We start from the raw sequence: 18,969 nt of genomic DNA, 5'->3' as shown, positions 1-18,969 counted from the left end.
GGCAGCCAGCCCCTTCCCCCACTGCCCACCATGAAAAACCGCCGCTTGCAAGCAAGACGGCGGTGTGGTCGGTAGTGCAGCCGGCATCGCGCCGGCGAGGCTGCTGGTGCAGCGCGGATCAGCGTTCGAGCTCCAGAATGGCCTCCAGATCCTGATCCACCTTGCGCATGCGCTCGTACAGCTCGCCCGTGCTGTGCACCATCTGGTCCAGTTGCTGCTGGCTGCTGCCAGAGGACGCTGCCAGCTTGGCCAGCAAGTCCATCACCTGCTGCATTTCCTGGGCAAAGCTGCCGACATGCTCATTCATCTCGCGCATGTCCATCCCCACCTGCTGCACCCCGCTCATCACATGTTCCACCGCACCTCCGGTGGCATCCAGATTGGACTGGGTGTTGTTGGCCAGCTTGCGCACTTCATCGGCCACCACGGCAAAACCACGACCAGCCTCGCCAGCCCGCGCCGCCTCGATGGCCGCGTTCAGCGCCAGCAAATTGGTCTGTTCGGCAATCTTCTTGATCATCAGCATCACGTCGCCAATCTGGCGCGCGTCTTTTTCCAGCTCGACGATGCGCAAGCTGACATTGCTGGAGGTCTTGTTGCCCTGCTCCACGCTATCGGAAAAACGGGCGATTTCCTGCTGGATGGCGATCAGGTGCGTCACCAGCTCGGCCGAGGCCTGGCGGAACAAGGGCAGGCTTTCCATCAGCTGGCTGGCAAAGCTCTTGTAACCCTGCAGCTCGTGGATCACCTGGGTCTTCATGCGGTCGATCCAGCGGGCACGCGACACTTCACGACTATAGAAGTAATTCTTGAAGTTGGCGTAGTGCACCGGGAACCGCTGCACGAAGTCGTCCTGGAAGTTTTCCACCGCCGGATAGAAGAACACGGCAGTCTGGGTCTGGTTGATGTTCACCCCCAGCAGCTCGCCAAAGGAGGAGAAACCGGCCACCGGGATATTGCCGTAGACATTGCTGTTGGCCAGCACGCCGCTGTTGTTGAGGCGACGCAGGATGCAGTCGTTGAGCAAACCGCCAATCGCTGCCGGCTTGTTCTGGCTGAAACGGGAAAAGTCGCTTTGCGTGCGCTCGACCAGGCCCTCTTGCTTGAGCAGGTGCAGTTCCTCACCAAACGACAGGTCGCAAGCAAATTGCAGCACACCGCGTTCGGCATCGACCCCCAGCACGGAGCGCACATACATCTCGTTTTTCAGCTTGATGCCGAAACTGAACTTGCCCAGCCGCTCTGCCACTTCGCCAGGCTGACAGGAGAAATGGCGCGCCAGCACCTCCACCACATTGCACACCTTGCCGTCACGGTCGAATACCGACTCGACCCGGCGCAATTCGGAACTGGCCTTGGCAATGGTGAAGCTGGTGCCGGTATCCTGGAAGTTCTGCGACTTGAACACACCGTAGCGATAGGCCGGTGCCAGCTTGATGAATACCAGCACGGCATGGCCATCGCGCGCACTCTGGCCATCATGCAGGCGGGTCATGCTGAAATCCAGCGGCCCACCGGCCGAGCCGCCGATAAACAGGTAGGGGAAACGGTCCGACTCGTAAATGGCTTCCATCAGATAGCTTTCGCTATTGGACAGGCCATCCACCAGGGTCAGCACAAAGCCTTCCTGATAGTTCATGGAGAAGGAAGGCTGCACCCGTGCAAGATTGTCCACCAGACGGCGCACCCGCTCATCATGGCCCAGCTTGGGCTGGCCGGACTTGATGTCCTCGCAGGCCAACGGCACGCTGGCCACATGCACGTCGGCCAGCACCTGCTGGTCGAACAGCTGAAATACCATGCTGTCCCAGCCGGGATTGGCCGGCAGGTAGAGCGCATCGCCCGCCTTGGCCGAGCATAGCTCACCGGCAGTGGTGGTCAGCACCACCTTGGCACCGGGAAAGGCCGCCGCAGCACTGCGGGCCACCTGGTCCAGATTGGCCGCCGGATTGATGAAACCCAGCACCAGCCGGATGTCGCTGCGGCTGGCCGCACGCAGATCATTATCCATACTGCTGCTGCGCGTGCGCACCAACTGGATGGGCTGCTGCGCGCCAGGGTTGGACAAGCTGGCATTTGTCGTCTTGTTACGCTTGAAGAACATCCCACTCTCCCGATGCATTGTTTTGACTAATTATCATTTACATGCAAACAACATGAACCACCTTGATAGTAGCAAGAAAAATCTCGTGCTTATTATGGTTATTCTCAAGTTGTGAGCGAAAACCCGCTGCGACCCGCCATGCACCAAGGTTGAGTCTGCCGTCGTCAAGCGCCATACTCCCCCGGTATTGAATCAACCCGATGGATTGCATGGCATGACTTACCGTATCGTGTTTGTGGAAGACGACCCCGACCTGGCCGAGCTGATCAGCGACTTTCTGTCCCGCCACGAGATGGACGTGGTAATCGAGCCGCGTGGCGATACCGCCCTGGCCACCATTGAGCGCGAGGCGCCGGACATGGTGTTGCTGGACATCATGCTGCCGGGCAAGGACGGCCTGTCGATCTGCCGCGAATTACGGCCGAACTTTGACGGCCCCATCATCATGCTCACCTCGCTGGACAGCGACATGAACCAGATTCTGGGACTGGAGCTGGGCGCCAACGACTACATTCTGAAAACCACCCCGCCATCGGTGCTGGTGGCCAGATTGCGCTCGCAATTGCGCAATATGCGGCCGGCCCAGGCCGCTGCCGAAGCCGCACCGATCAAGACCCAGCGCAAGCTGGTATTCGGCCAGCTGTCCATCGATCCGGTCAGTCGCGACGTGATCCTGGGACGGGAGAAAGTGGCCCTGTCCACCTCGGACTTCGACTTGCTGTGGCTGTTGGCCAGCCATGCCGGCGAAACGCTCAACCGCGACATCCTGCTCAAGGAAATGCGCGGCGTCAGCTATGACGGGCTGGACCGCAGCATCGACGTGGCCATCTCCCGCCTGCGCAAGAAACTGGGTGACAACCCCACCGAACCCTTCCGCATCAAGACCGTGCGCAACCGCGGTTATCTGTTCTCGCTGTCCGGCTGGGAATAAGCATGCGGCGTCTGTTTATCCAGTTTTACCTGCTGCTGGTCACCTGCTTCATGGTGGCGGTCGTGATGGTGGGCGCGGTTTACAAGCAGGCGGTGGACGATGTGGGCGAACGCTATCTGTCCGACCTCCTGCGTACCACGCTGTCCCTGATCGAGGCCGACCTGCACGGTGTGCCGGAGGACCGCTGGACGGAAACGCTGCAAAGCTCCAACCATGACTTCACCTTCAAGGTGACAGTGGAAAAGCAAAGCAACTACCTGCTGGATGAGGAATCGGAAGAAGCGCTCAATCGCGGCGAGATCGTGATGCTGGAGGACAAATACCTGTTCCTGCAGAAGATCGAAGACAGCAACTACCTGCTGGTGGCCGGGCCGCTGCGCTACCTGTTCTTCCTGCATCAGCTCAAATCGGTGGATTACGCCTTGCTGGCCTTGCTGGGCCTGTCGCTGGCGATACCGGTCTTCCTGTGGATGCAGCCGCACTGGAAAGACCTGGTCACCCTGGAAAAAACCGCCGGCAAGCTGGCGGGTGGCGATTTCTCGGCACGGGTCCACCTGCCCAGCCGCTCCGGCGTGCGCCAGGTAGCGGCAGCCTTCAACCACATGGCAGACAGCATCGCCGCCTTGCTGGCCAGCAAGAAGGCACTGACCAATGCGGTGGCGCACGAACTGCGCACGCCGCTGGCACGGCTGCGCTACCGGCTGGCCCTGCTGGAAGGCGAAGAAGACTCGCCGGCCAAGAAAGCCATTGAAAAAGACCTGGACGCCATCGACTCGCTGGTAGAGGAACTGTTGTTCCATGCCAAGCTGGACCGGCCGGAAGCCCCGCTGCAACTGAACCAGTTCAATGCCATCGCCTGGGCCAAGGAACGCATCCACGAACAGGCCACGCTGGCCCCGGAGCTGAACTGGCTGGAACCACCGGGCCAGGAGCTCGACTTTCTGGCCGACCAGTATCTGGTCACCCGCGCACTCGACAACTTCCTGTCCAACGCCCGGCGCTATGCCGCGAGCACCATCCAGACCACGGTGTGTGTGGAAAACCGCAACTGCATCATCATGGTGGATGACGACGGCCCCGGCATTCCGGAGTCGGATCGCGCCCGCGTGTTCGATCCCTTTATCCGGCTGGATGAAAGCCGTGGCCGCAAGACTGGCGGCCATGGTCTGGGCCTGGCGATTGTCGCCGGCATCGCCCGCCTGCATCACGGTGAAGTGCTGGTGGAGAAATCACCGCTGGGTGGAGCGAGATTCATTCTTCGTTGGCCAACATGAGAATGTACATTTGGTTACATTGAGAAACATGGCACGGGTAGACGTTGCTGTGCAGCACCGTTAGGATGCCCCCCTGAATAGGACTATCTGTCCGCCTTCAAACTTGATTTTCAAGATGAACTTAGGAGTTTTACAAAAATGAAAAAGCTGGCTCTGCTCGCTCTGACCGCCGCCTTTGGCCTGACCTCCACTGCTGCCTTCGCCGCTGATACCTCCGCTCCGGTTGCTATCCACAAGGCCAAGAAGGCTGAGAAGAAAGTAAAGAAAGACGCTTCCGCTCAGAAGGCTCAAGCCGCAGAAGCTTCCGCTCCGGCCAAGAAAGCCAAGAAAGTAGCCAAGAAAGACGCTTCTGCTCAGAAAGCTCAGGCTGCTGAAGCTTCCGCTCCGGCCAAGAAAGCCAAGAAAGTAGCCAAGAAAGACGCTTCCGCTCAGAAAGCTCAAGCTGCTGAAGCCTCCGCACCGGCCAAGAAAGCCAAGAAAGTAGCCAAGAAAGACGCTTCTGCTCAGAAAGCTCAGGCTGCTGAAGCTTCCGCTCCGGCCAAGAAAGCCAAGAAAGTAGCCAAGAAAGACGCTTCCGCTCAGAAAGCCCAGGCTGCTGACGCTTCCGCTCCGGCCAAGAAAGCTCACAAAAAGCACGCCAAGAAGCACGCTGCCAAGAAGGTAGACGCTTCCGCTCAAAAGGCTCAAGCTGCTGACGCTTCCGCTCCGGCCAAGAAGGCTCACAAAAAGCACGCCAAGAAGCACGCTGCCAAGAAAGCAGACGCTTCCGCTCAAAAAGCCCAGGCTGCTGACGCTTCCGCCCCGGCCAAGAAAGCCAAGGCCAAGAAAGTAGCCAAGAAAGACGCTTCCGCTCAGAAAGCCCAGGCTGCTGACGCTTCCGCTCCGGCCAAGAAAGCTCACAAAAAGCACGCCAAGAAGCACGCTGCCAAGAAGGTAGACGCTTCCGCTCAAAAGGCTCAGGCTGCTGACGCTTCCGCTCCGGCCAAAAAGCACGCTGCCAAAAAGCACCACGCTAAAAAGCACGCTGCCAAGAAAGCAGACGCTTCCGCTCAGAAAGCCCAAGCTGCTGAAGCTTCCGCTCCGGCAAAAAAGGCTAAAAAAGCCGCTTCCGCTGCCAAGTAATTTGCACGGATACGACAGCTGACCCCGGTTGGCTGTCCGTCTTACCTTCGGGGCGCTTCGGCGCCCCGATTGCATTGGAAACGACCCTATGTTGCGCACTCCCCTGCTTGCCCTGAGTCTGTGTCTGCTTCCCCTCGCCGCACAGGCCAAACCCACGGCCGAACAGCTCATCCTGTTTTTTGGCAAGGATGAACGCGTCAAGACCGACCCCGACAGCGCACAATGGCAGCCGGTCGGCCAGCTGGAAACCCGCAGCCACCAGGTGTGCACCGCCACCCTGGTGGCCGAGGATGTGGTCGTCACCGCAGGCCATTGCTTCATCAACAAGCATGGCAAGTTCGACCCGGCCATCAGCTTTACCGTGGGGCTGTCAGGCAATGAATATGCCGAGCAAAGCGGCATCAGCGAGGTGCAGGTCGACAAGGGCTTTCTGGCCGGGCTGGAACACCGCCCGGATGGCACGTATATCCCGAAAAAAATCGCCAACCGCGACTTTGCCTTTGTCCGGCTAAGCCAGCCACTGGGACGCAGCCGCGGGGTGATACCGGTCTTTGCCGGCGACAGTGCGGCGCTGAAGCAACAATTGCAGGCGGCCAACTGGAAAGTCACCAATGGCGGATATCCGCTGGATGACCTGAATCACCTGCTGGTGCACAACAACTGCCAGGCCACCGGCCTGCTGGCGGATGGCCGGCTGACCCACCGCTGTGACACGCTGGAGGGCAATAGCGGCTCGCCCATGCTGGCGCGACTCAACGGCCGCATGACGCTGGTTGGCATACAAAGTTCGGCGCCCAGCCCGGCTCGCCGCCACAAGGAAGACAATATGGCGCTCGCCAGCCCCCTGTTCTACCAGCAACTGCAACAGTTCATCCAGCAAGGCAAGCGCAAGAAATGATCAAGGGGCCAAGCTGGCCCCTTGTGCTTACTGCAGCGCCGCAAGCGCGGTGGCTTACACGCCCAGGGCCTGCTTCTGCAAGCTGATCAGCTCGGCAATGCCTTGCTTGGCCAGGCGCATCATGCTGGCCATTTCCTCTTCCGAAAACGGCTCACCCTCCGCCGTCCCCTGCACTTCGACAAAGCGGCCGTTGCCGGTCATCACCACATTCATGTCGGTTTCGCAGTCGGAGTCTTCCAGATAATCCAGATCCAGCACCACCTCGCCCTGGTGAATGCCCACCGAGATGGCGGCAACAAAATCGCGCAAGGGGCTTTCACTCAGCTTGCCCTGGGCCAGCAGACCGCTGATGGCATCGTGCAGGGCCACAAAAGCGCCGGTAATGCTGGCGGTGCGGGTGCCACCATCCGCCTGGATGACGTCGCAATCGATCTGGATCTGCCGTTCGCCCAGTTTTTCCATGTCCACCACGGCCCGCAGCGAGCGGCCGATCAGGCGCTGGATTTCCTGGGTGCGACCGCTTTGCTTGCCCGCGGCCGCCTCCCGGCGCATGCGGCTGCCAGTCGAGCGCGGCAGCATGCCGTATTCGGCAGTCACCCAGCCCTTGCCCTTGCCCTTGAGGAAGCCGGGCACCGACTCATCCACACTGGCGGTGCAGATGACTTTGGTATCGCCAAACTCCACCAGTACCGAACCTTCGGCATGCTTGGTGTAATGGCGGGTCAGGCGGATTTCGCGCAGGGCATCGCTATTGCGTTGTGAGGGTCGCATTGTTCTTTCCAATATAAAACGGCATCAGGTGGCAGGCGCTCTGCACTCACCACCGGCCTGAAAACAATAACGCTGCCCATGGGGCAGCGCCGGGTTGATAAATGGCCAGCGCAGCCCTCAGCTTTGCTTGCCGGAAGGCGCTGCCACACGGCTGGCCAGGATTTCCTTGTGCATCAGTTCCAGGTTCGGGTCCAGAATCACCCGTCCGGCATGACGTGGCGGCGTCAGCAGCGTATCCAGCGCATCGGCCTTGCCACTGATGTCGGCAGCATCATCCAGCAGGGTAATCGCCACCGCCGACAGATTGTCACCGCTACTGCCGGCACGGCGCTCGGCCACATTCATCAGCGCCGGCATCACCTGCCCCACTGCGCGGCCGATGAACACCTTTTCCATTTCGCTATCACTGATCTGCGACCACAAGCCATCCGAGCACAGCACGATGGACGCGCCGGCTTGCAGGAACTGCTTTTCACCGATATCGATATCCGGATCGCTGGTGGCACCCAGGCAGTTGTAAATCTTGTTGCGTTCCGGGTGGGTGCGCGCCCCCTCTTCAGTCAGCTTGCCCTGATCGATCAGCCGCTGTACCTGGGAGTGATCGCGCGAGCGCAAACGCATGCCCTGCTTGTTATCCAGCAAATACAGCCGCGAATCGCCCACATGGCACCAGTACAGCATGCCTTGCTGGATGATGGCTGCCACCACCGTGGTACTGGGAATTTCCGGCAGGCGCTGGTCCGCCGCATAGTCCAGAATGGCCTGATGGGTCGAACTGATGGCATTGACCAGGAAACGGTTGGGATGCGACAGCGTGGGCGTGGCTTGCTGGTAAAACAGTTCGCTCATCAGGTCGATGGTGATCTGGGCCGCCACCTCGCCCTGCAAATGCCCACCCATGCCATCAGCCACCACCAGCATCACCGCCTCACGCGAATGGGCAATCACCTGGCGGTCCTGGTTGTAGCTGCGGCCGCCGATCCGGCTTTCCTGAAAAATGGATAGTTTCATCGACAACTCCTCAGGAAGAACGGCCGCCGGCCAGCCCCTTGATCCAGCCCACCAGCCGCTTGGCGGCCAGGGCGGATTCGGGCATCGGTTCGGGCTCACTGTAATCGGCATCCAGCAGGCGCTTTTGAATCGCCATCACACTGGGCGGACGCTCATCGGGAGCCAGGTTCAGGCATTGATCCGTCAATTCAAGCAACTCTCTGGAATAATAATGGCGGAACAGCTTGCTTGCCGGCACCAGCTTGTCGGCCTCGCGCCGTTGCTCGGCGATTTGCGGGGTATGGCCGCCCATGCAGACATACAGGCAGGCACCAATGGCGTAGATATCGGTCCACGGCCCCAGCGGCTGGTCCTTCTCGTACTGTTCGGGCGCGGCAAAGCCGGGCGTGTACATCGAGGCGAAATGCTTGTCGCGCCGCGACAGCGTCTGCCGTGCGGCACCGAAATCCAGCAATAGCGGATGCCCGCCACGGCGCAGGTAGATATTGGCCGGCTTGATATCCAGATGCAGCAGCCGGTGCAAATGCACCTCGCGCAGGCCCGACAACAGGGCGGCAAACCATTTGCGCAGGCGTCGCTCTTCGATCCGGCCGCCGCTTACCTCCAGCTCGCGTCCCAGCGAGCGGCCATCGGCATACTCCATCACCATGTACACGGTCTGGTTGGCCCGGAAAAAATTGCTCACGTGCACCACATTGCTGTGGCTGATTTCAGCCAGGATGCGGCCTTCTTCAAAAAAGCACTTCAAGCCCAGATTGAAGGCATCACGGTCCAGCTCGTGCGGCACCGTCACCATGCCTTCCTCATCGCGCTCGGCCAGATTACGCGGCAGATACTCCTTGATGGCGTATTTGCGGTCGGCATCGTCCAGCGCCAGATAGACGACGCTGAAGCCGCCCACGGACAGTTGGCGGACAATGGTGTATTCCGCCAGGCGATAGCCTACCGGCAAGGCAGTCAGTTGGCTGGATTGAGTCATGACATGGCAGTTGCTATAGTGTTCGTTGGCACGGAATTGAGCTACAACAGCAATTCGGGCCCGCTATCGTTTTACTGACATCTCTTATCGGGGACCCACAATGATTCTAAGTATGACAGGCTTTGCCTCCATCAGCAGAGACTTTCCTGGCGGTTTGCTCAGCCTGGAAGTCCGCGCCGTCAACCACCGCTATCTGGATGTACAGATGCGCCTGCCGGAAGAGCTGCGCGTTATCGAACCGCAGCTGCGTGAGATGGTGTCATCTCGCGTGACCCGTGGCAAGCTGGAATGCCGTGTCGGCCTGAACCAGCTGGAAACCGACACCACCACGCTGGAACTGAACGCCCAGGCGCTGGACAGCCTGCTGCAGGTGGCCGCCCAGGTCGAACAGCGCGCCCCGCAGGCCAAGGGCCTGTCCGTTGGCGAAGTGCTGCGCTGGCCTGGCATCCTGAAAAGCAACTCGCTGCCGCCCGAAGTATTGCAGCAGCTTTGCCTGCAAAGCCTGGCCACCGCCCTGGAAGACTTCAATGCCTCGCGTGGCCGCGAAGGCGAGAAGCTCAAGCTCATCCTGCAAGAACGCGTCAGCTCGATGGAAGCCATCATCGCCAGCATCAAGCCCAAGCTGCCGCTGATCCTGGAATCCTATATGAACAAGCTGTCCGGCCGCCTGCAAGAAGCGCTGGGCAATGTCGAGGATGACCGCATCAAGCAGGAATTTGCCCTGTTCGCCCAGAAAATCGACGTGGACGAAGAGCTGTCCCGCCTCACCACCCACCTGAGCGAAGTCAAGCGCATCCTCAAGACCGGCGGCCAGACCGGCAAGCGCCTGGACTTCCTGATGCAGGAACTGAACCGCGAAGCCAATACTCTGGGCTCCAAATCGGTCTCCACCGAAACCACCCAGGCCTCGGTCGAGCTCAAGGTGCTGATCGAACAGATGCGCGAGCAGATCCAGAATATCGAGTAAGCTTTCAGGTCGTGTCACACCGTGGCACCGAACCAACAGAAGCCCCGCCAGTCGGGGCTTTTTCCATGTGGCAATGTCCTTGGCTTTACGTTGTGCCAGGCGAATAACGCATCCTGGCCGCAGCCAGTTGCCACTCGCAGTACCATCTTTACACCGGAACGCTATTCATCCACCACGCTTGCCACCTAGAATGCCGGCTCACACAAAAGGAATGAGTCATGCGCCGGATCATGTTGGCAATCGGGGTAGGCATCGGCTTGGCCGGGTGTAGCGAGGGAAGCTGGTTCAACACCATTCCGGCCAGCAACAGTGTTCCCTACCTCCCGTCATCACCACCGGTGGCGATCGTAGCGGCGGCAACACGCGAGGAAGTGGCCTTCCTGCAAGCCGGTGGATGTGGCAATTGCCGTGAGGCCGACCGCTTTTATCGTTTTATCCATGCCGATCCGGATGTGAGGAAATCCCGCATACCGCGCAATATGGCACTGGCAGAAGACGCCAATCTGGCGAAAAAGCAGTGGGTGGATGAAGTGCGGACTGCCGTTTACTTTTCCAAACGCATCCGTCTGGCCAACGGACAAAGCCTGTTTGAGCTGATCACCCGCTGTGGCAAGGGCTGGGACAGCCCGGCCACCCAGGCCACGCTCGACGTGCCGGCCAACAGCCCGCCGGGATTCAGGCTCCAGTACCTGATCAGCTTCAAGAAATTTGGCCAGCCCATCGGGCTGCAGATGCGCGCCCTTTTCATGCGGCGGGGGGAGCAGCTGATTGCCAACAGCGCTTTTGCCGAGTCCCTGCTACAGAATCCGGACTTCATGCGTGCCAATGGCCTGCGCTGCTGGAGTGACTGAGCAGGGCCGCGCGCAAACTCGCAGCCGCCACGGCAGGCGGTTTTGCATTTCTTTACCAGCCGGCAGGCCGCCCGCGCCTGCCCACTCGCGCTAAGATGCCTGCAGCAAACACAGGCAACACGCTCCCCGCATGCACATCCCGCCTTGAGCGCCGGCGCTGCCCGGCAGGGATGTCGATCCGTGCTTGCCCCCACCATCACCCCGGATCCGTCTTTGATGTTGAAACCCTTGCCAGCCCCGTTACCGAGCCCGCTACGCAGCAGCATACCTGCCCTGGCGGCTGCGCTGTGCATGCTGGTCCTGTCGCTGGCGGCCTGCACCACCGCCGACTACACCAGCTACGAATATCGAAATGGCAACAAGGTGATCGATGGCGAAGGTGGCAGCAAACGGCTGGTGGACGGGGTGGAAATATGGGATGCCGGCGATCCGCCACACCGCTACCGCATCATGGGCATGCTGCGTGTCAGCGATTATGACCAGCCCTATGTCAACCTCAGCCTGCTGCACGCCATCGCCCAGCAGGTAAGGCGCAATGGCGGCAGTGCCGCGATTCTGCTCAGTGGCAACGGCGGCATGCGCCGTGCCGGTGACAGCCTGACCTGGCATGAGCGGCTGGGTCTGCTGCAAGAGGACGGCTACCGGACCCAACTGGCACTATTGGTGCAGTACCTGCCCGAGCCAGCAGAAAAACCTGCGGCCAAACCACTCAAGACTCTTCGTTAAGCTGCTTGGCCAGCAAGTCGGCGGCGACACTGCTGAAGCACGCATCCTGTTCGTGGGCATACAGGGCGGCACCGACGCTGACCAGCTTGTCCAGTTCCGTCACAGTCAATTTCACCGCAACCTCGGCAATGGCCTGCGCCATGAGCAGGGGAATGGCGGACAGGCTGACGGGTTCTGGCGGCTGGCGGTTTTTCATCAGGACCAGAATATCAATGGCATCCATGGCGGCCTCCTGCTTGTCAGACAGCGTTAGAGTACCGCAACCGGCATATCGTTCAGCAATCCATGCCACAGGAATGCGCCAGCGCGCCGAGCGCGAGCCCATCCGGTCGACCTCGCTCCATCCCCCGCCACACGGCGAGGCACCGCCGTGATCATCCCTGCCCTGCGGACAAGGCTGTCCGGTTTTGGCGGCATCATGTCCGGGCCTGACCTGTTCCGCCGCCAACATGGCAGTTAGGCTATGAATGGATCATCAGGAGACTTGAACATGCTGGAACTTCGCCCGAACTGTGAACACTGCCGTACACCGCTGCCGCCCGAATCGTCCGATGCGCGCATCTGTTCATTCGAATGTACCTTTTGCGCAGACTGCGTGGCCTTGCTGCAGCAGGTCTGTCCCAATTGTGGCGGTGGCTTCAGCCCGCGCCCGCTACGCCCGGCCAGCCATGGCCGGCATGATAATGATCTGCAGCACTACCCGGCCAGCCAGCATGAGGTGTATCGCCCGGTGGACTTGGCGGAACACGCCCGGTGGCTGGCAGAGCGGCAACGGGACTGAGCTGACCCTGCCCTGCTGACACAGCAGCAGCCCCACAGACTTGCGGCCGCTGACCACACTGTGCCGAGAACCCGGCCCCAGCACGCCAAGGCAGACCGTAACCGCTCAGGGCAAGGAGGCGCCGGTGCGGTAGCAGGTCTCAAGCGCCGGCCCAGCGCAAGCACAGAACCCCGCCAAGGCGGGGTTCTGCGTCTCATGCCAGGCAAGCTGCCCCGGAGCCGGCCAAGCCGGCAAGCAGCTTAATTCTGCTGCCAGATCAGGCGGGCAATGGCGGCGGAGTCCAGTTCGCCCTCGCCTTGCTCGACCAGCTGGCCGATCAAGCCGGCTACGCGCTCGGCTTCTGGCAGTCGAATACCCAGCTGGCGGGCAGTATCCAGCACAATGCCCATGTCTTTCAGATGCAAATGGGCCTTGAAACCGGGGGCATAGTTGTCATCAATCATGCGCTGGCCATGGATATCCAGTACCCGGCTTTGGGCAAAGCCCCCCAGCAGCGCCTCGCGGACCGGTGCCGGGTCAACGCCGCAGGCCTTGGCCAGCTTCATGACCTCGGCCACCGCCGCCACGCCCACACCAACGGCAATCTGGTTGCAGGCCTTGGCCACCTGGCCGGCACCGGAATCACCGATATGGGTGATGGTCTTGCCCATCGCCTCCAGTACCGGCCGTACTTTGGCCAGCGCCTCGGCCTTGCCGCCCACCATGATGGTAAGGCTGCCATTCACAGCGCCCACCTGACCACCGGATACCGGGCAATCCAGAAAATCCACACCAGCCGCGGCCAGACGCGCGGCAATGTCACGCGCACCAATCGGGGAGATGGTGCTCATGTCGACGCACACCAAGCCCGCTTGCGCGCCATGCACGGCGCCGTGCTCGCCCAGCAGCACCTGTTCCACATCGCCGGTATCGGAGACATTGCTGACCAGCACTTCCACCTGGGCCGCCAGTTGTGCCGGGCTGTCTGCCCAGCTGGCTCCGGCGGCCAGTGCGGCTACGGCGCTGTCAGGCCGGCGCGACCAGACGCTGACCGCATGTCCGGCTTTCAACAGGTTCAAAACGCAAGGCAGGCCCATGATGCCCAGTCCGATATAACCGACTTTCATATCCACTCCAGCTGTATGCGAAGGTAAAGCATAAGATTAGCGCAAAGCGCAGGTTTGAAGGGTAAGCATTGAGAATAAAGCACACGGCCAGCGGGCATGCAGGGCATCAGCCGGATGGCTGTTGATTGCGTCGCCCGGCCAACCAGGATTCGAATTCGAAATCGGCACCGGTCGCCTTGTTTTCCAGGAAATAGACAAAGGCCAGAATTTCGGCGACGGCGCGATAGAGTTCTTCAGGAATATGCCGGTCCAGATCAACCTGCATCAACAAGGACACCAGCTCGGGCGAATCGTGCACGAAAACACCCGCATCCTTGGCCCGGTCAATGATGCGCTCGGCCAGCTGGCCATAGCCTTTGGCCACCACGGTAGGTGAGCGCTGTCCCTCGCGGTAGGCCAGGGCAACGGCCGACTTGCGGCCTTCTTCAGTCTTGGGAGACTGTGCCATGTTTCACCATCAGGTTGGCCAGTGTCAGCCCGGCGGCTTCCATGCCGCTTTGCAACTGCGCAGCATGTTGCTGGATCAGGCCACCGGCCTCGTCTTCTTCCGCCACAAAGGATACCTGCACATTCTGGCCCACCAGCCGCACCCGTGCTGACAAGCCGCCCAAGGCCGGCAGCTTGAGCGACAAGGAAGTGCTCCACACACCCGCCTCGTCAGCACCAAGGCTGCCGGTGCGCTCATGGGTTTCTTCCTGCTGGATCTGCAATTGCATGGGCTGTCCCGGCCAGGCATAGCCATTGAGCTGCAGCTGCTGGTTTTCCACGATATCCAGCTGGCGCTGTACCAGGTTGGCCAGTTCCGGTGCCACGGTTCTGGGACTCAGCGTACCTGAGCTGTTATTGGCCGCGTTGCTGGCCAGTTCGTCATTCAGCTTGCTGAGCAGGCGCGACTGCGGCTCTTGCTGCACCTGGTTCAGGCTGTTACGGCCATCCAGCCATTCCTTGAGGTGGGATTCATAAAACAAACCGCTCTGGCTGACATTGTTCTTGAGATGCTGTGCCAGATTGGCCGGGGTCTGGGTGGAGGCATCCAGGCTGAGATCGGCCGCCGGCAAGCCGGGCTTGCTGGTCTGCAACATGCCGGTGAGGTACTTGGAAGCTGGGCTCAATTGCACTTCGACCGAGCCATCTTGCGCCATCTCCTTGCCCTGCTCCTGCAGGGCAAAGCTGAGAGTCGGGCTCAGTGTCGCCACTTTCAGCGACAGGGTATTGCCACTGACCGTCATGCCTTGCGGCACGATCAGGTTGAACAGGCTGTTCTTGATCAGCACCGACAGCTGCTGACCATTATCCTTGCTGTCGACAACCTGGGCATCCACCTGCTCGCCCAGCATCAATGGCGGCAGCTTGGCCGGCAGTACGCTGGCATCCAGCAGCGCCCGTCCCCCCTCCAGCAACAGGCGAACGGAGGAAACGGTTTGCGGCGCCAGGGTGCCGGTGGTGATCGCGGGCGGCAGGGATGGAATCATGAGGTGGAATTATTGCGGTACAACGAGACGATCAGTTCGGCTTCGCTGCGCGAAATGCCGCATTGCATCGCGACTTCTGCGGCGGGCATGCCCTGCTTGATCATTTCGATGGCCTGGTTGTAGGGGCTGAGCACGGCCGGCTCACTGCGCGACTGTTGTTCGAGCCGGGCCATGAGTCGGGCCATATCGCGCTGCAAGGCGCTGATCTGCTGCTGATGCTGATCCAGGTACATGGCTGTCAGGTTATCGCGCCGGCCTTCCAGCTGATGCAGACGCCAGTAGAGGTAGCCGCAGGCGACAGCCAGCGCCAGCAGTAACAAGCCGACCAAGTAGAAAAAGAGCGAACCGGACATGATGTGAACCTCACGCTGCACTTTTTCTAAGTGTATGGTGAAACCGGCGACAACCCAAGCCAGCCTTACAAAGAATAGGTCTTGAGCAGGCGGCTGTTCTGGCTGACGGTTTGCATTTCTTCGCGCATGCGGGCAATCCAGTCGGCAATCTGTTGTTGCAACAGCTCGCGCTGTGCCACCAGCTGATGCAGCTTAGCGCGGGTTTCTGCCGGAATGTGGGCGGCAATGGGCTGCAACTGCTGCAACAAATCCGCCAGTTCGCTTTCCTGCTGGGCGGCCAGCCGGGTCACCAATTCAAAATCCTGCGCCTCGCAGGCAGCCAGGGCATCCGCCAGCCGCGCGAGCATGGCATCGATTTGCGCGGGCTGGATGCTAGTGTTCATGGGAACTCCTGATGGTGACTGGCGCGGCAGACTCAGTAGGCATTGCTGGCAGTACTGGTCGACATGCTGGAACGATTGAGCTCTTGCCAGGCCGGCAGAATGGTTTCCAGCAGGCGACGCACTTCCGCCAGGATTTCCGGATCATTCTTCAGGTTGGCAGTGCTCAGACGCTGCTTCATGTAGATGTAGAGGTCATTCAGGTTTTTTACCGCCTCATTGTCTTGCTGCAAATCCAGAGATTCACGCAAGCCATCGATGATGTCGATGGTCTTGGAGACCAACCTGGACTTTTCATCGTAGCGCTGTGATTCGATGGCATAGGTGGCCTGGCCGATGGCCTTGATGGCGCCTTCATAAAGTAGCACGACGAGGCCGACTGGGCTGGCGCCATACACAGCCGCCTTTAGCGCATCATCTTCGTAGGCCTTGTTGAACTGCTTGAGCATTTTGGAATTCAGCATGGTTCTTTACCGTGTCTATCTGTCTTAGGCCAACAGGCCGGACAAGTTGCTGGTCGATTGCTGCATTTTCGACAATACGGCATTCAACGCTGTGTATTGCTGGGTATATTGAGCCTGCCGTGCACTCAGCTTGGCGCTCATGCTGGTTTGATAGCTGGTCTCTGAGCTAATCAGGCTATTGATGGAAGTCTTGCTGGTTTCAATCACACCATTGGGGCCGAGCAGATCATTCACCGCTCTGCTCAGGCGATCACCAAAGCCGGTGCTGGCGGTATTGCCAAACAGATTGGCCACCGCACTGGGATTGGCGCTCAGCGCCTTGTTGAAGGCGGTCTGGTCCAGCTTGAGCGTGCCATCCTTCTGAATGGAAATCCCGGCCTGCGACAGGTAGGCATAGGAAGAATTGGCATCCACACCCGGAACCGGCGTACTCAGGATGCCGGTCAGCTTTTGCTGGATGGACAGTACCGATGCATTGGCCTTCAGACTGCCGGAACGTGCCGAGTCTACCGCAGATTTCACCTGATTGTAGGCATCGACAAAACCTTGCAGCGAAGCCGCAATGCCACTGCTGTCCGAGGCCATGGTGACGGTAGCCTGCCCCAGCTTGGTAATGTCGACATTGACACCGGTAATGACGTTGGTCAGATGGTTGCTACCAGAAGAGACACTGACACCGTTGACGCTCAGCAAGGCATCGCTGGCCGCGGCCGATTCGCTGGCGGCAGTGGCACTTTGCGTCAGGCCAGCCAGGCTGGAGCCGCTGGTGCTGCCGGAGTCGCTGCCACCAGCCTTGATACTGAAAGTATTGTCACTGCCGGAAACGGCAGAAGCCAGCACCAGTTTGTACTGGCCATTGTTTTGCACCACCGATGCATTCACCCCGGCACCGCTCTGATTGATACGGTCGGAAATGGACTGCAGGCTGACGGTATCAGTTGCACTGGGCGTCAGGTTGATCACGTTATCCTTGCCGGCAACGGTGAGCGTCAGCGAAGTGGGCGCTCCACTCAAGGTCGCTTTGGGGTCGGTCACCGCCTGGCCGGCAAACTGGTCGAACACCAGCTGGCGGGGTTTGGCCAGCTGGGTCACGTTGAGCGTATAACTGCCGGCCACGCCACCGGTGGTGGTGGTGACATTGGCAATACTGGTATCCGTGGAGCTGGCCTTGAATTGCTGCAGGAATGCACCGGTCGAGATCTTGCCGGAGGCCGTCTGCAAGGCGGACAGGGCCGAGCTGATCTGGCCGATCGAGCTCAGTTGGGTATTGTATTTGCTGGAACGTTGCTGGCTGGCTTGCAGAGGCTGCTGCTCGATGGTCATCAACTGGCTGACAATAGACTGTACATCCAGCGAGCCGACACTAGTCGTGATGGAAGCCATTGGGCACTACCTCCTTGGATACTGAATACTATCGGCGTCAGGCTTTGTCCTTGAGCAGCAAACCCTTGAAGTCGCCGATTGCCTTGGCGATACGAATGGCATCTTCCGAAGGGATCTGGCGGATCACTTTCTTGGTTTCCTGATCGACCACCTTGACGACCTGAATATTGGTGTCTTTATCGACAGAGAACTCTAACTGACTGGAATAAAGCTTGGCTACATCATTCAGCTGTTTGACCGAATTCTGCAGCTCTTGTGGATCGGGTTTCTTTTGCTGAGTTCCGTCACTGGAAGCATTTTGTGCCTGGCTTTGCCCCACCGCCGTCACGCCTGCTGTCGAGTTGGGCAGAACCGAACTTGCCGTGGCATCAGCAGTATTACCCTGGATCAGCTGATTTTGCTGACGCGCCGTCGGGGTGGTCGCCAAAGGCAGGACCGGACCATTCGTTGATGATATTTGCATGGCAACTACTCCTGTGCAGACGGCCCCGGTTAGCATGCCAACCGAGGCCGATTCTTCAGCTTATGGCTTCAGTGTAGCTTACTGCAGCAGAGTCAGTGCCGACTGCGACAGCGAGTTGGCCTGTTTCAGGATGGAAGTACCAGCCTGTTGCAGAATCTGGTTCTTGGTCAGGTTAGCCGTTTCCGCAGCGAAGTCTACGTCAACAATACGGCTGTTGGCGGCAGTCAGGTTGGTGACATAGTTTTGCAGGTTGGCCACCACAGCGTCAAAACGGTTTTGTACCGCACCGAAGGTGGAACGGATATTCGATACTTCCGAGATATCAGCATCAAGCGCGGACAATACGCCGGACGCCTTTGCTTGCGAAGTAACATCAATCGTGCCCGTATTCGTCAGCGACGAATTATAAGCATTCAGCGTACCGGCCGATGTCAGATCGGTTGACGAGATGGAAACTTGGTTAGAAGCGTCACCGGACGAACCCACCTGGAAAGTCAGTGTAGAGCCACCTGACAGCAAAGACGTACCGTTAAACTGAGTCGTTTGAACGATACGCGAAATTTCCTGGGTCAGCTGGTCCACTTCTTTTTGCAGCTGCGAACGGTTAGTGTCGCTGACCGAGCCGTTGGCAGACTGGGTGGCAATTTCACGGATACGCTGCAGGTTGTTGGCAATCTGGCCCAGCGCGCCTTCAGCCGTCTGGCCCACGGAAATACCGTCATTGGCGTTACGGATGGCCTGGTTGTTACCGCGAATGGCCGAGGTAAGGGTCTGGGAAATGGCCAGACCGGCAGCATCATCCTTGGCACTGTTTACGCGCAGACCGGAGGACAGGCGTTGCAAGGACAAATTCAGCGAGGTGCTGGAGTTGCTCAGGTTGTTCTGCGCGGTGAGCGACGCAATATTGGTGTTGACGGTAAGTGCCATGATGAT

General features: G+C 59.6%; 22 protein-coding genes and 1 pseudogene. 8 read left to right on the top strand and 15 right to left on the bottom strand.

Features of this window, described 5'->3' with window-relative positions; all coding sequences use genetic code 11:
* Positions 1-118 precede the first annotated feature (118 nt).
* A complete protein-coding gene (locus DFR38_RS21895; protein WP_370540986.1) occupies positions 119-949 on the bottom strand; it encodes a methyl-accepting chemotaxis protein in 831 nt (276 codons plus the stop codon).
* A pseudogene (locus tag DFR38_RS21890) lies at positions 932-2,011 on the bottom strand (FIST signal transduction protein); the annotation flags it as partial. The pseudogene DFR38_RS21890 and the gene DFR38_RS21895, both read right to left, overlap by 18 nt.
* Before the next feature lie 307 nt (positions 2,012-2,318).
* On the opposite strand from DFR38_RS21890, the gene rstA reads away from it, so the two are divergent.
* From rstA to DFR38_RS14450, 4 genes are all read left to right on the top strand, one after another.
* Complete coding sequence (gene rstA / locus DFR38_RS14465) at positions 2,319-3,035, top strand: two-component system response regulator RstA (protein WP_059285895.1); 717 nt, start codon at positions 2,319-2,321, stop codon at positions 3,033-3,035.
* 2 nt (positions 3,036-3,037) lie between these two features.
* Positions 3,038-4,309, top strand: coding sequence for a two-component system sensor histidine kinase RstB (gene rstB, locus DFR38_RS14460; RefSeq protein ID WP_059285894.1), 1,272 nt, complete (start codon positions 3,038-3,040; stop codon positions 4,307-4,309).
* Between the two features lie 138 nt (positions 4,310-4,447).
* Positions 4,448-5,431 carry a hypothetical protein gene (locus DFR38_RS21445; RefSeq protein ID WP_211310768.1) on the top strand — a complete coding sequence of 328 codons (984 nt, stop codon included), beginning with the start codon at positions 4,448-4,450 and terminating at the stop codon, positions 5,429-5,431.
* A gap of 88 nt (positions 5,432-5,519) precedes the next feature.
* Positions 5,520-6,329 carry a trypsin-like serine peptidase gene (locus DFR38_RS14450; RefSeq protein WP_059285892.1) on the top strand — a complete coding sequence of 270 codons (810 nt, stop codon included), beginning with the start codon at positions 5,520-5,522 and terminating at the stop codon, positions 6,327-6,329.
* A 54-nt stretch (positions 6,330-6,383) separates the two neighbouring features.
* Here DFR38_RS14450 and rph read toward each other — a convergent pair whose 3' ends face one another.
* The 3 genes from rph to DFR38_RS14435 form a co-directional block, all read right to left on the bottom strand.
* Positions 6,384-7,100 carry a ribonuclease PH gene (gene rph / locus DFR38_RS14445; protein WP_059284365.1) on the bottom strand — a complete coding sequence of 239 codons (717 nt, stop codon included), beginning with the start codon at positions 7,098-7,100 and terminating at the stop codon, positions 6,384-6,386.
* A 117-nt stretch (positions 7,101-7,217) separates the two neighbouring features.
* Positions 7,218-8,111, bottom strand: coding sequence for a PP2C family protein-serine/threonine phosphatase (locus DFR38_RS14440; RefSeq protein WP_059284364.1), 894 nt, complete (start codon positions 8,109-8,111; stop codon positions 7,218-7,220).
* Positions 8,112-8,121: 10 nt separating this feature from the next.
* Complete coding sequence (locus DFR38_RS14435; protein WP_059284363.1) at positions 8,122-9,090, bottom strand: serine/threonine-protein kinase; 969 nt, start codon at positions 9,088-9,090, stop codon at positions 8,122-8,124.
* 100 nt (positions 9,091-9,190) lie between these two features.
* On the opposite strand from DFR38_RS14435, the gene DFR38_RS14430 reads away from it, so the two are divergent.
* The 3 genes from DFR38_RS14430 (at position 9,191) to DFR38_RS14420 (ending at position 11,634) form a co-directional block, all read left to right on the top strand.
* A complete protein-coding gene (locus tag DFR38_RS14430; RefSeq protein ID WP_059284362.1) occupies positions 9,191-10,057 on the top strand; it encodes a YicC/YloC family endoribonuclease in 867 nt (288 codons plus the stop codon).
* Positions 10,058-10,275: 218 nt separating this feature from the next.
* Complete coding sequence (locus DFR38_RS14425) at positions 10,276-10,908, top strand: hypothetical protein (RefSeq protein ID WP_110313563.1); 633 nt, start codon at positions 10,276-10,278, stop codon at positions 10,906-10,908.
* Positions 10,909-11,124: 216 nt separating this feature from the next.
* Positions 11,125-11,634, top strand: a complete 510-nt coding sequence (locus tag DFR38_RS14420) for a hypothetical protein (RefSeq protein WP_146215985.1) — start codon at positions 11,125-11,127, stop codon at positions 11,632-11,634.
* On the opposite strand, the gene DFR38_RS14415 is transcribed toward DFR38_RS14420, so the two are convergent.
* Positions 11,618-11,857 carry a hypothetical protein gene (locus DFR38_RS14415; RefSeq protein ID WP_110313562.1) on the bottom strand — a complete coding sequence of 80 codons (240 nt, stop codon included), beginning with the start codon at positions 11,855-11,857 and terminating at the stop codon, positions 11,618-11,620. The genes DFR38_RS14420 and DFR38_RS14415 overlap by 17 nt on opposite strands.
* A 267-nt stretch (positions 11,858-12,124) precedes the next feature.
* On the opposite strand from DFR38_RS14415, the gene DFR38_RS14410 reads away from it, so the two are divergent.
* Complete coding sequence (locus DFR38_RS14410) at positions 12,125-12,415, top strand: DUF1272 domain-containing protein (protein ID WP_059284358.1); 291 nt, start codon at positions 12,125-12,127, stop codon at positions 12,413-12,415.
* 239 nt (positions 12,416-12,654) lie between these two features.
* Here the strand turns inward: DFR38_RS14410 and DFR38_RS14405 are convergent, their stop codons facing one another.
* The 9 genes from DFR38_RS14405 to DFR38_RS14365 form a co-directional block, all read right to left on the bottom strand.
* Positions 12,655-13,521, bottom strand: a complete 867-nt coding sequence (locus DFR38_RS14405) for an NAD(P)-dependent oxidoreductase (RefSeq protein WP_059284357.1) — start codon at positions 13,519-13,521, stop codon at positions 12,655-12,657.
* Between the two features lie 106 nt (positions 13,522-13,627).
* Positions 13,628-13,969 (bottom strand): EscU/YscU/HrcU family type III secretion system export apparatus switch protein, encoded by a 342-nt coding sequence (locus DFR38_RS14400; protein WP_059284356.1) that lies wholly within the window; start codon positions 13,967-13,969, stop codon positions 13,628-13,630.
* Positions 13,947-14,993 carry a flagellar hook-length control protein FliK gene (gene fliK, locus DFR38_RS14395; protein ID WP_059284355.1) on the bottom strand — a complete coding sequence of 349 codons (1,047 nt, stop codon included), beginning with the start codon at positions 14,991-14,993 and terminating at the stop codon, positions 13,947-13,949. The genes DFR38_RS14400 and fliK overlap by 23 nt, the downstream gene beginning before the upstream one ends.
* Positions 14,990-15,346, bottom strand: a complete 357-nt coding sequence (locus tag DFR38_RS14390) for a DUF2802 domain-containing protein (RefSeq protein ID WP_110313561.1) — start codon at positions 15,344-15,346, stop codon at positions 14,990-14,992. Before DFR38_RS14390 ends, fliK begins: the two co-directional genes overlap by 4 nt.
* 65 nt (positions 15,347-15,411) lie before the next feature.
* Positions 15,412-15,729, bottom strand: a complete 318-nt coding sequence (locus tag DFR38_RS14385) for a hypothetical protein (RefSeq protein ID WP_059284353.1) — start codon at positions 15,727-15,729, stop codon at positions 15,412-15,414.
* A gap of 32 nt (positions 15,730-15,761) precedes the next feature.
* A complete protein-coding gene (gene fliS / locus DFR38_RS14380; RefSeq protein WP_059284352.1) occupies positions 15,762-16,190 on the bottom strand; it encodes a flagellar export chaperone FliS in 429 nt (142 codons plus the stop codon).
* A 24-nt stretch (positions 16,191-16,214) separates the two neighbouring features.
* A complete protein-coding gene (gene fliD / locus DFR38_RS14375; RefSeq protein WP_059284351.1) occupies positions 16,215-17,573 on the bottom strand; it encodes a flagellar filament capping protein FliD in 1,359 nt (452 codons plus the stop codon).
* Positions 17,574-17,610: 37 nt separating this feature from the next.
* Positions 17,611-18,036, bottom strand: a complete 426-nt coding sequence (locus DFR38_RS14370) for a flagellar protein FlaG (RefSeq protein WP_059284350.1) — start codon at positions 18,034-18,036, stop codon at positions 17,611-17,613.
* Between the two features lie 78 nt (positions 18,037-18,114).
* Positions 18,115-18,963, bottom strand: a complete 849-nt coding sequence (locus tag DFR38_RS14365) for a flagellin N-terminal helical domain-containing protein (RefSeq protein WP_059284349.1) — start codon at positions 18,961-18,963, stop codon at positions 18,115-18,117.
* Positions 18,964-18,969: the final 6 nt, after the last annotated feature.

Origin of the sequence: Aquitalea magnusonii, from assembly GCF_003202035.1 — a bacterium.
GTDB lineage: Bacteria > Pseudomonadota > Gammaproteobacteria > Burkholderiales > Chromobacteriaceae > Aquitalea > Aquitalea magnusonii.
The sequence above is the reverse complement of the archived record's forward strand: the minus strand, read 5'-3'. Positions and strand labels throughout refer to the sequence as shown.

What these genes read in the sequence shown, in the direction of transcription:
- rstA (WP_059285895.1), top strand. Translation starts at nt 2,319, where the DNA reads ATGACTTACCGTATCGTGTTTGTGGAAGACGACCCCGACCTGGCCGAG.
- rstB (WP_059285894.1), top strand. Translation starts at nt 3,038, where the DNA reads ATGCGGCGTCTGTTTATCCAGTTTTACCTGCTGCTGGTCACCTGCTTC.
- DFR38_RS21445 (WP_211310768.1), top strand. Translation starts at nt 4,448, where the DNA reads ATGAAAAAGCTGGCTCTGCTCGCTCTGACCGCCGCCTTTGGCCTGACC.
- DFR38_RS14450 (WP_059285892.1), top strand. Translation starts at nt 5,520, where the DNA reads ATGTTGCGCACTCCCCTGCTTGCCCTGAGTCTGTGTCTGCTTCCCCTC.
- rph (WP_059284365.1), bottom strand. Translation starts at nt 7,100, where the DNA reads ATGCGACCCTCACAACGCAATAGCGATGCCCTGCGCGAAATCCGCCTG.
- DFR38_RS14440 (WP_059284364.1), bottom strand. Translation starts at nt 8,111, where the DNA reads ATGAAACTATCCATTTTTCAGGAAAGCCGGATCGGCGGCCGCAGCTAC.
- DFR38_RS14435 (WP_059284363.1), bottom strand. Translation starts at nt 9,090, where the DNA reads ATGACTCAATCCAGCCAACTGACTGCCTTGCCGGTAGGCTATCGCCTG.
- DFR38_RS14430 (WP_059284362.1), top strand. Translation starts at nt 9,191, where the DNA reads ATGATTCTAAGTATGACAGGCTTTGCCTCCATCAGCAGAGACTTTCCT.
- DFR38_RS14425 (WP_110313563.1), top strand. Translation starts at nt 10,276, where the DNA reads ATGCGCCGGATCATGTTGGCAATCGGGGTAGGCATCGGCTTGGCCGGG.
- DFR38_RS14420 (WP_146215985.1), top strand. Translation starts at nt 11,125, where the DNA reads ATGTTGAAACCCTTGCCAGCCCCGTTACCGAGCCCGCTACGCAGCAGC.
- DFR38_RS14415 (WP_110313562.1), bottom strand. Translation starts at nt 11,857, where the DNA reads ATGGATGCCATTGATATTCTGGTCCTGATGAAAAACCGCCAGCCGCCA.
- DFR38_RS14410 (WP_059284358.1), top strand. Translation starts at nt 12,125, where the DNA reads ATGCTGGAACTTCGCCCGAACTGTGAACACTGCCGTACACCGCTGCCG.
- DFR38_RS14405 (WP_059284357.1), bottom strand. Translation starts at nt 13,521, where the DNA reads ATGAAAGTCGGTTATATCGGACTGGGCATCATGGGCCTGCCTTGCGTT.
- DFR38_RS14400 (WP_059284356.1), bottom strand. Translation starts at nt 13,969, where the DNA reads ATGGCACAGTCTCCCAAGACTGAAGAAGGCCGCAAGTCGGCCGTTGCC.
- fliK (WP_059284355.1), bottom strand. Translation starts at nt 14,993, where the DNA reads ATGATTCCATCCCTGCCGCCCGCGATCACCACCGGCACCCTGGCGCCG.
- DFR38_RS14390 (WP_110313561.1), bottom strand. Translation starts at nt 15,346, where the DNA reads ATGTCCGGTTCGCTCTTTTTCTACTTGGTCGGCTTGTTACTGCTGGCG.
- DFR38_RS14385 (WP_059284353.1), bottom strand. Translation starts at nt 15,729, where the DNA reads ATGAACACTAGCATCCAGCCCGCGCAAATCGATGCCATGCTCGCGCGG.
- fliS (WP_059284352.1), bottom strand. Translation starts at nt 16,190, where the DNA reads ATGCTGAATTCCAAAATGCTCAAGCAGTTCAACAAGGCCTACGAAGAT.
- fliD (WP_059284351.1), bottom strand. Translation starts at nt 17,573, where the DNA reads ATGGCTTCCATCACGACTAGTGTCGGCTCGCTGGATGTACAGTCTATT.
- DFR38_RS14370 (WP_059284350.1), bottom strand. Translation starts at nt 18,036, where the DNA reads ATGCAAATATCATCAACGAATGGTCCGGTCCTGCCTTTGGCGACCACC.
- DFR38_RS14365 (WP_059284349.1), bottom strand. Translation starts at nt 18,963, where the DNA reads ATGGCACTTACCGTCAACACCAATATTGCGTCGCTCACCGCGCAGAAC.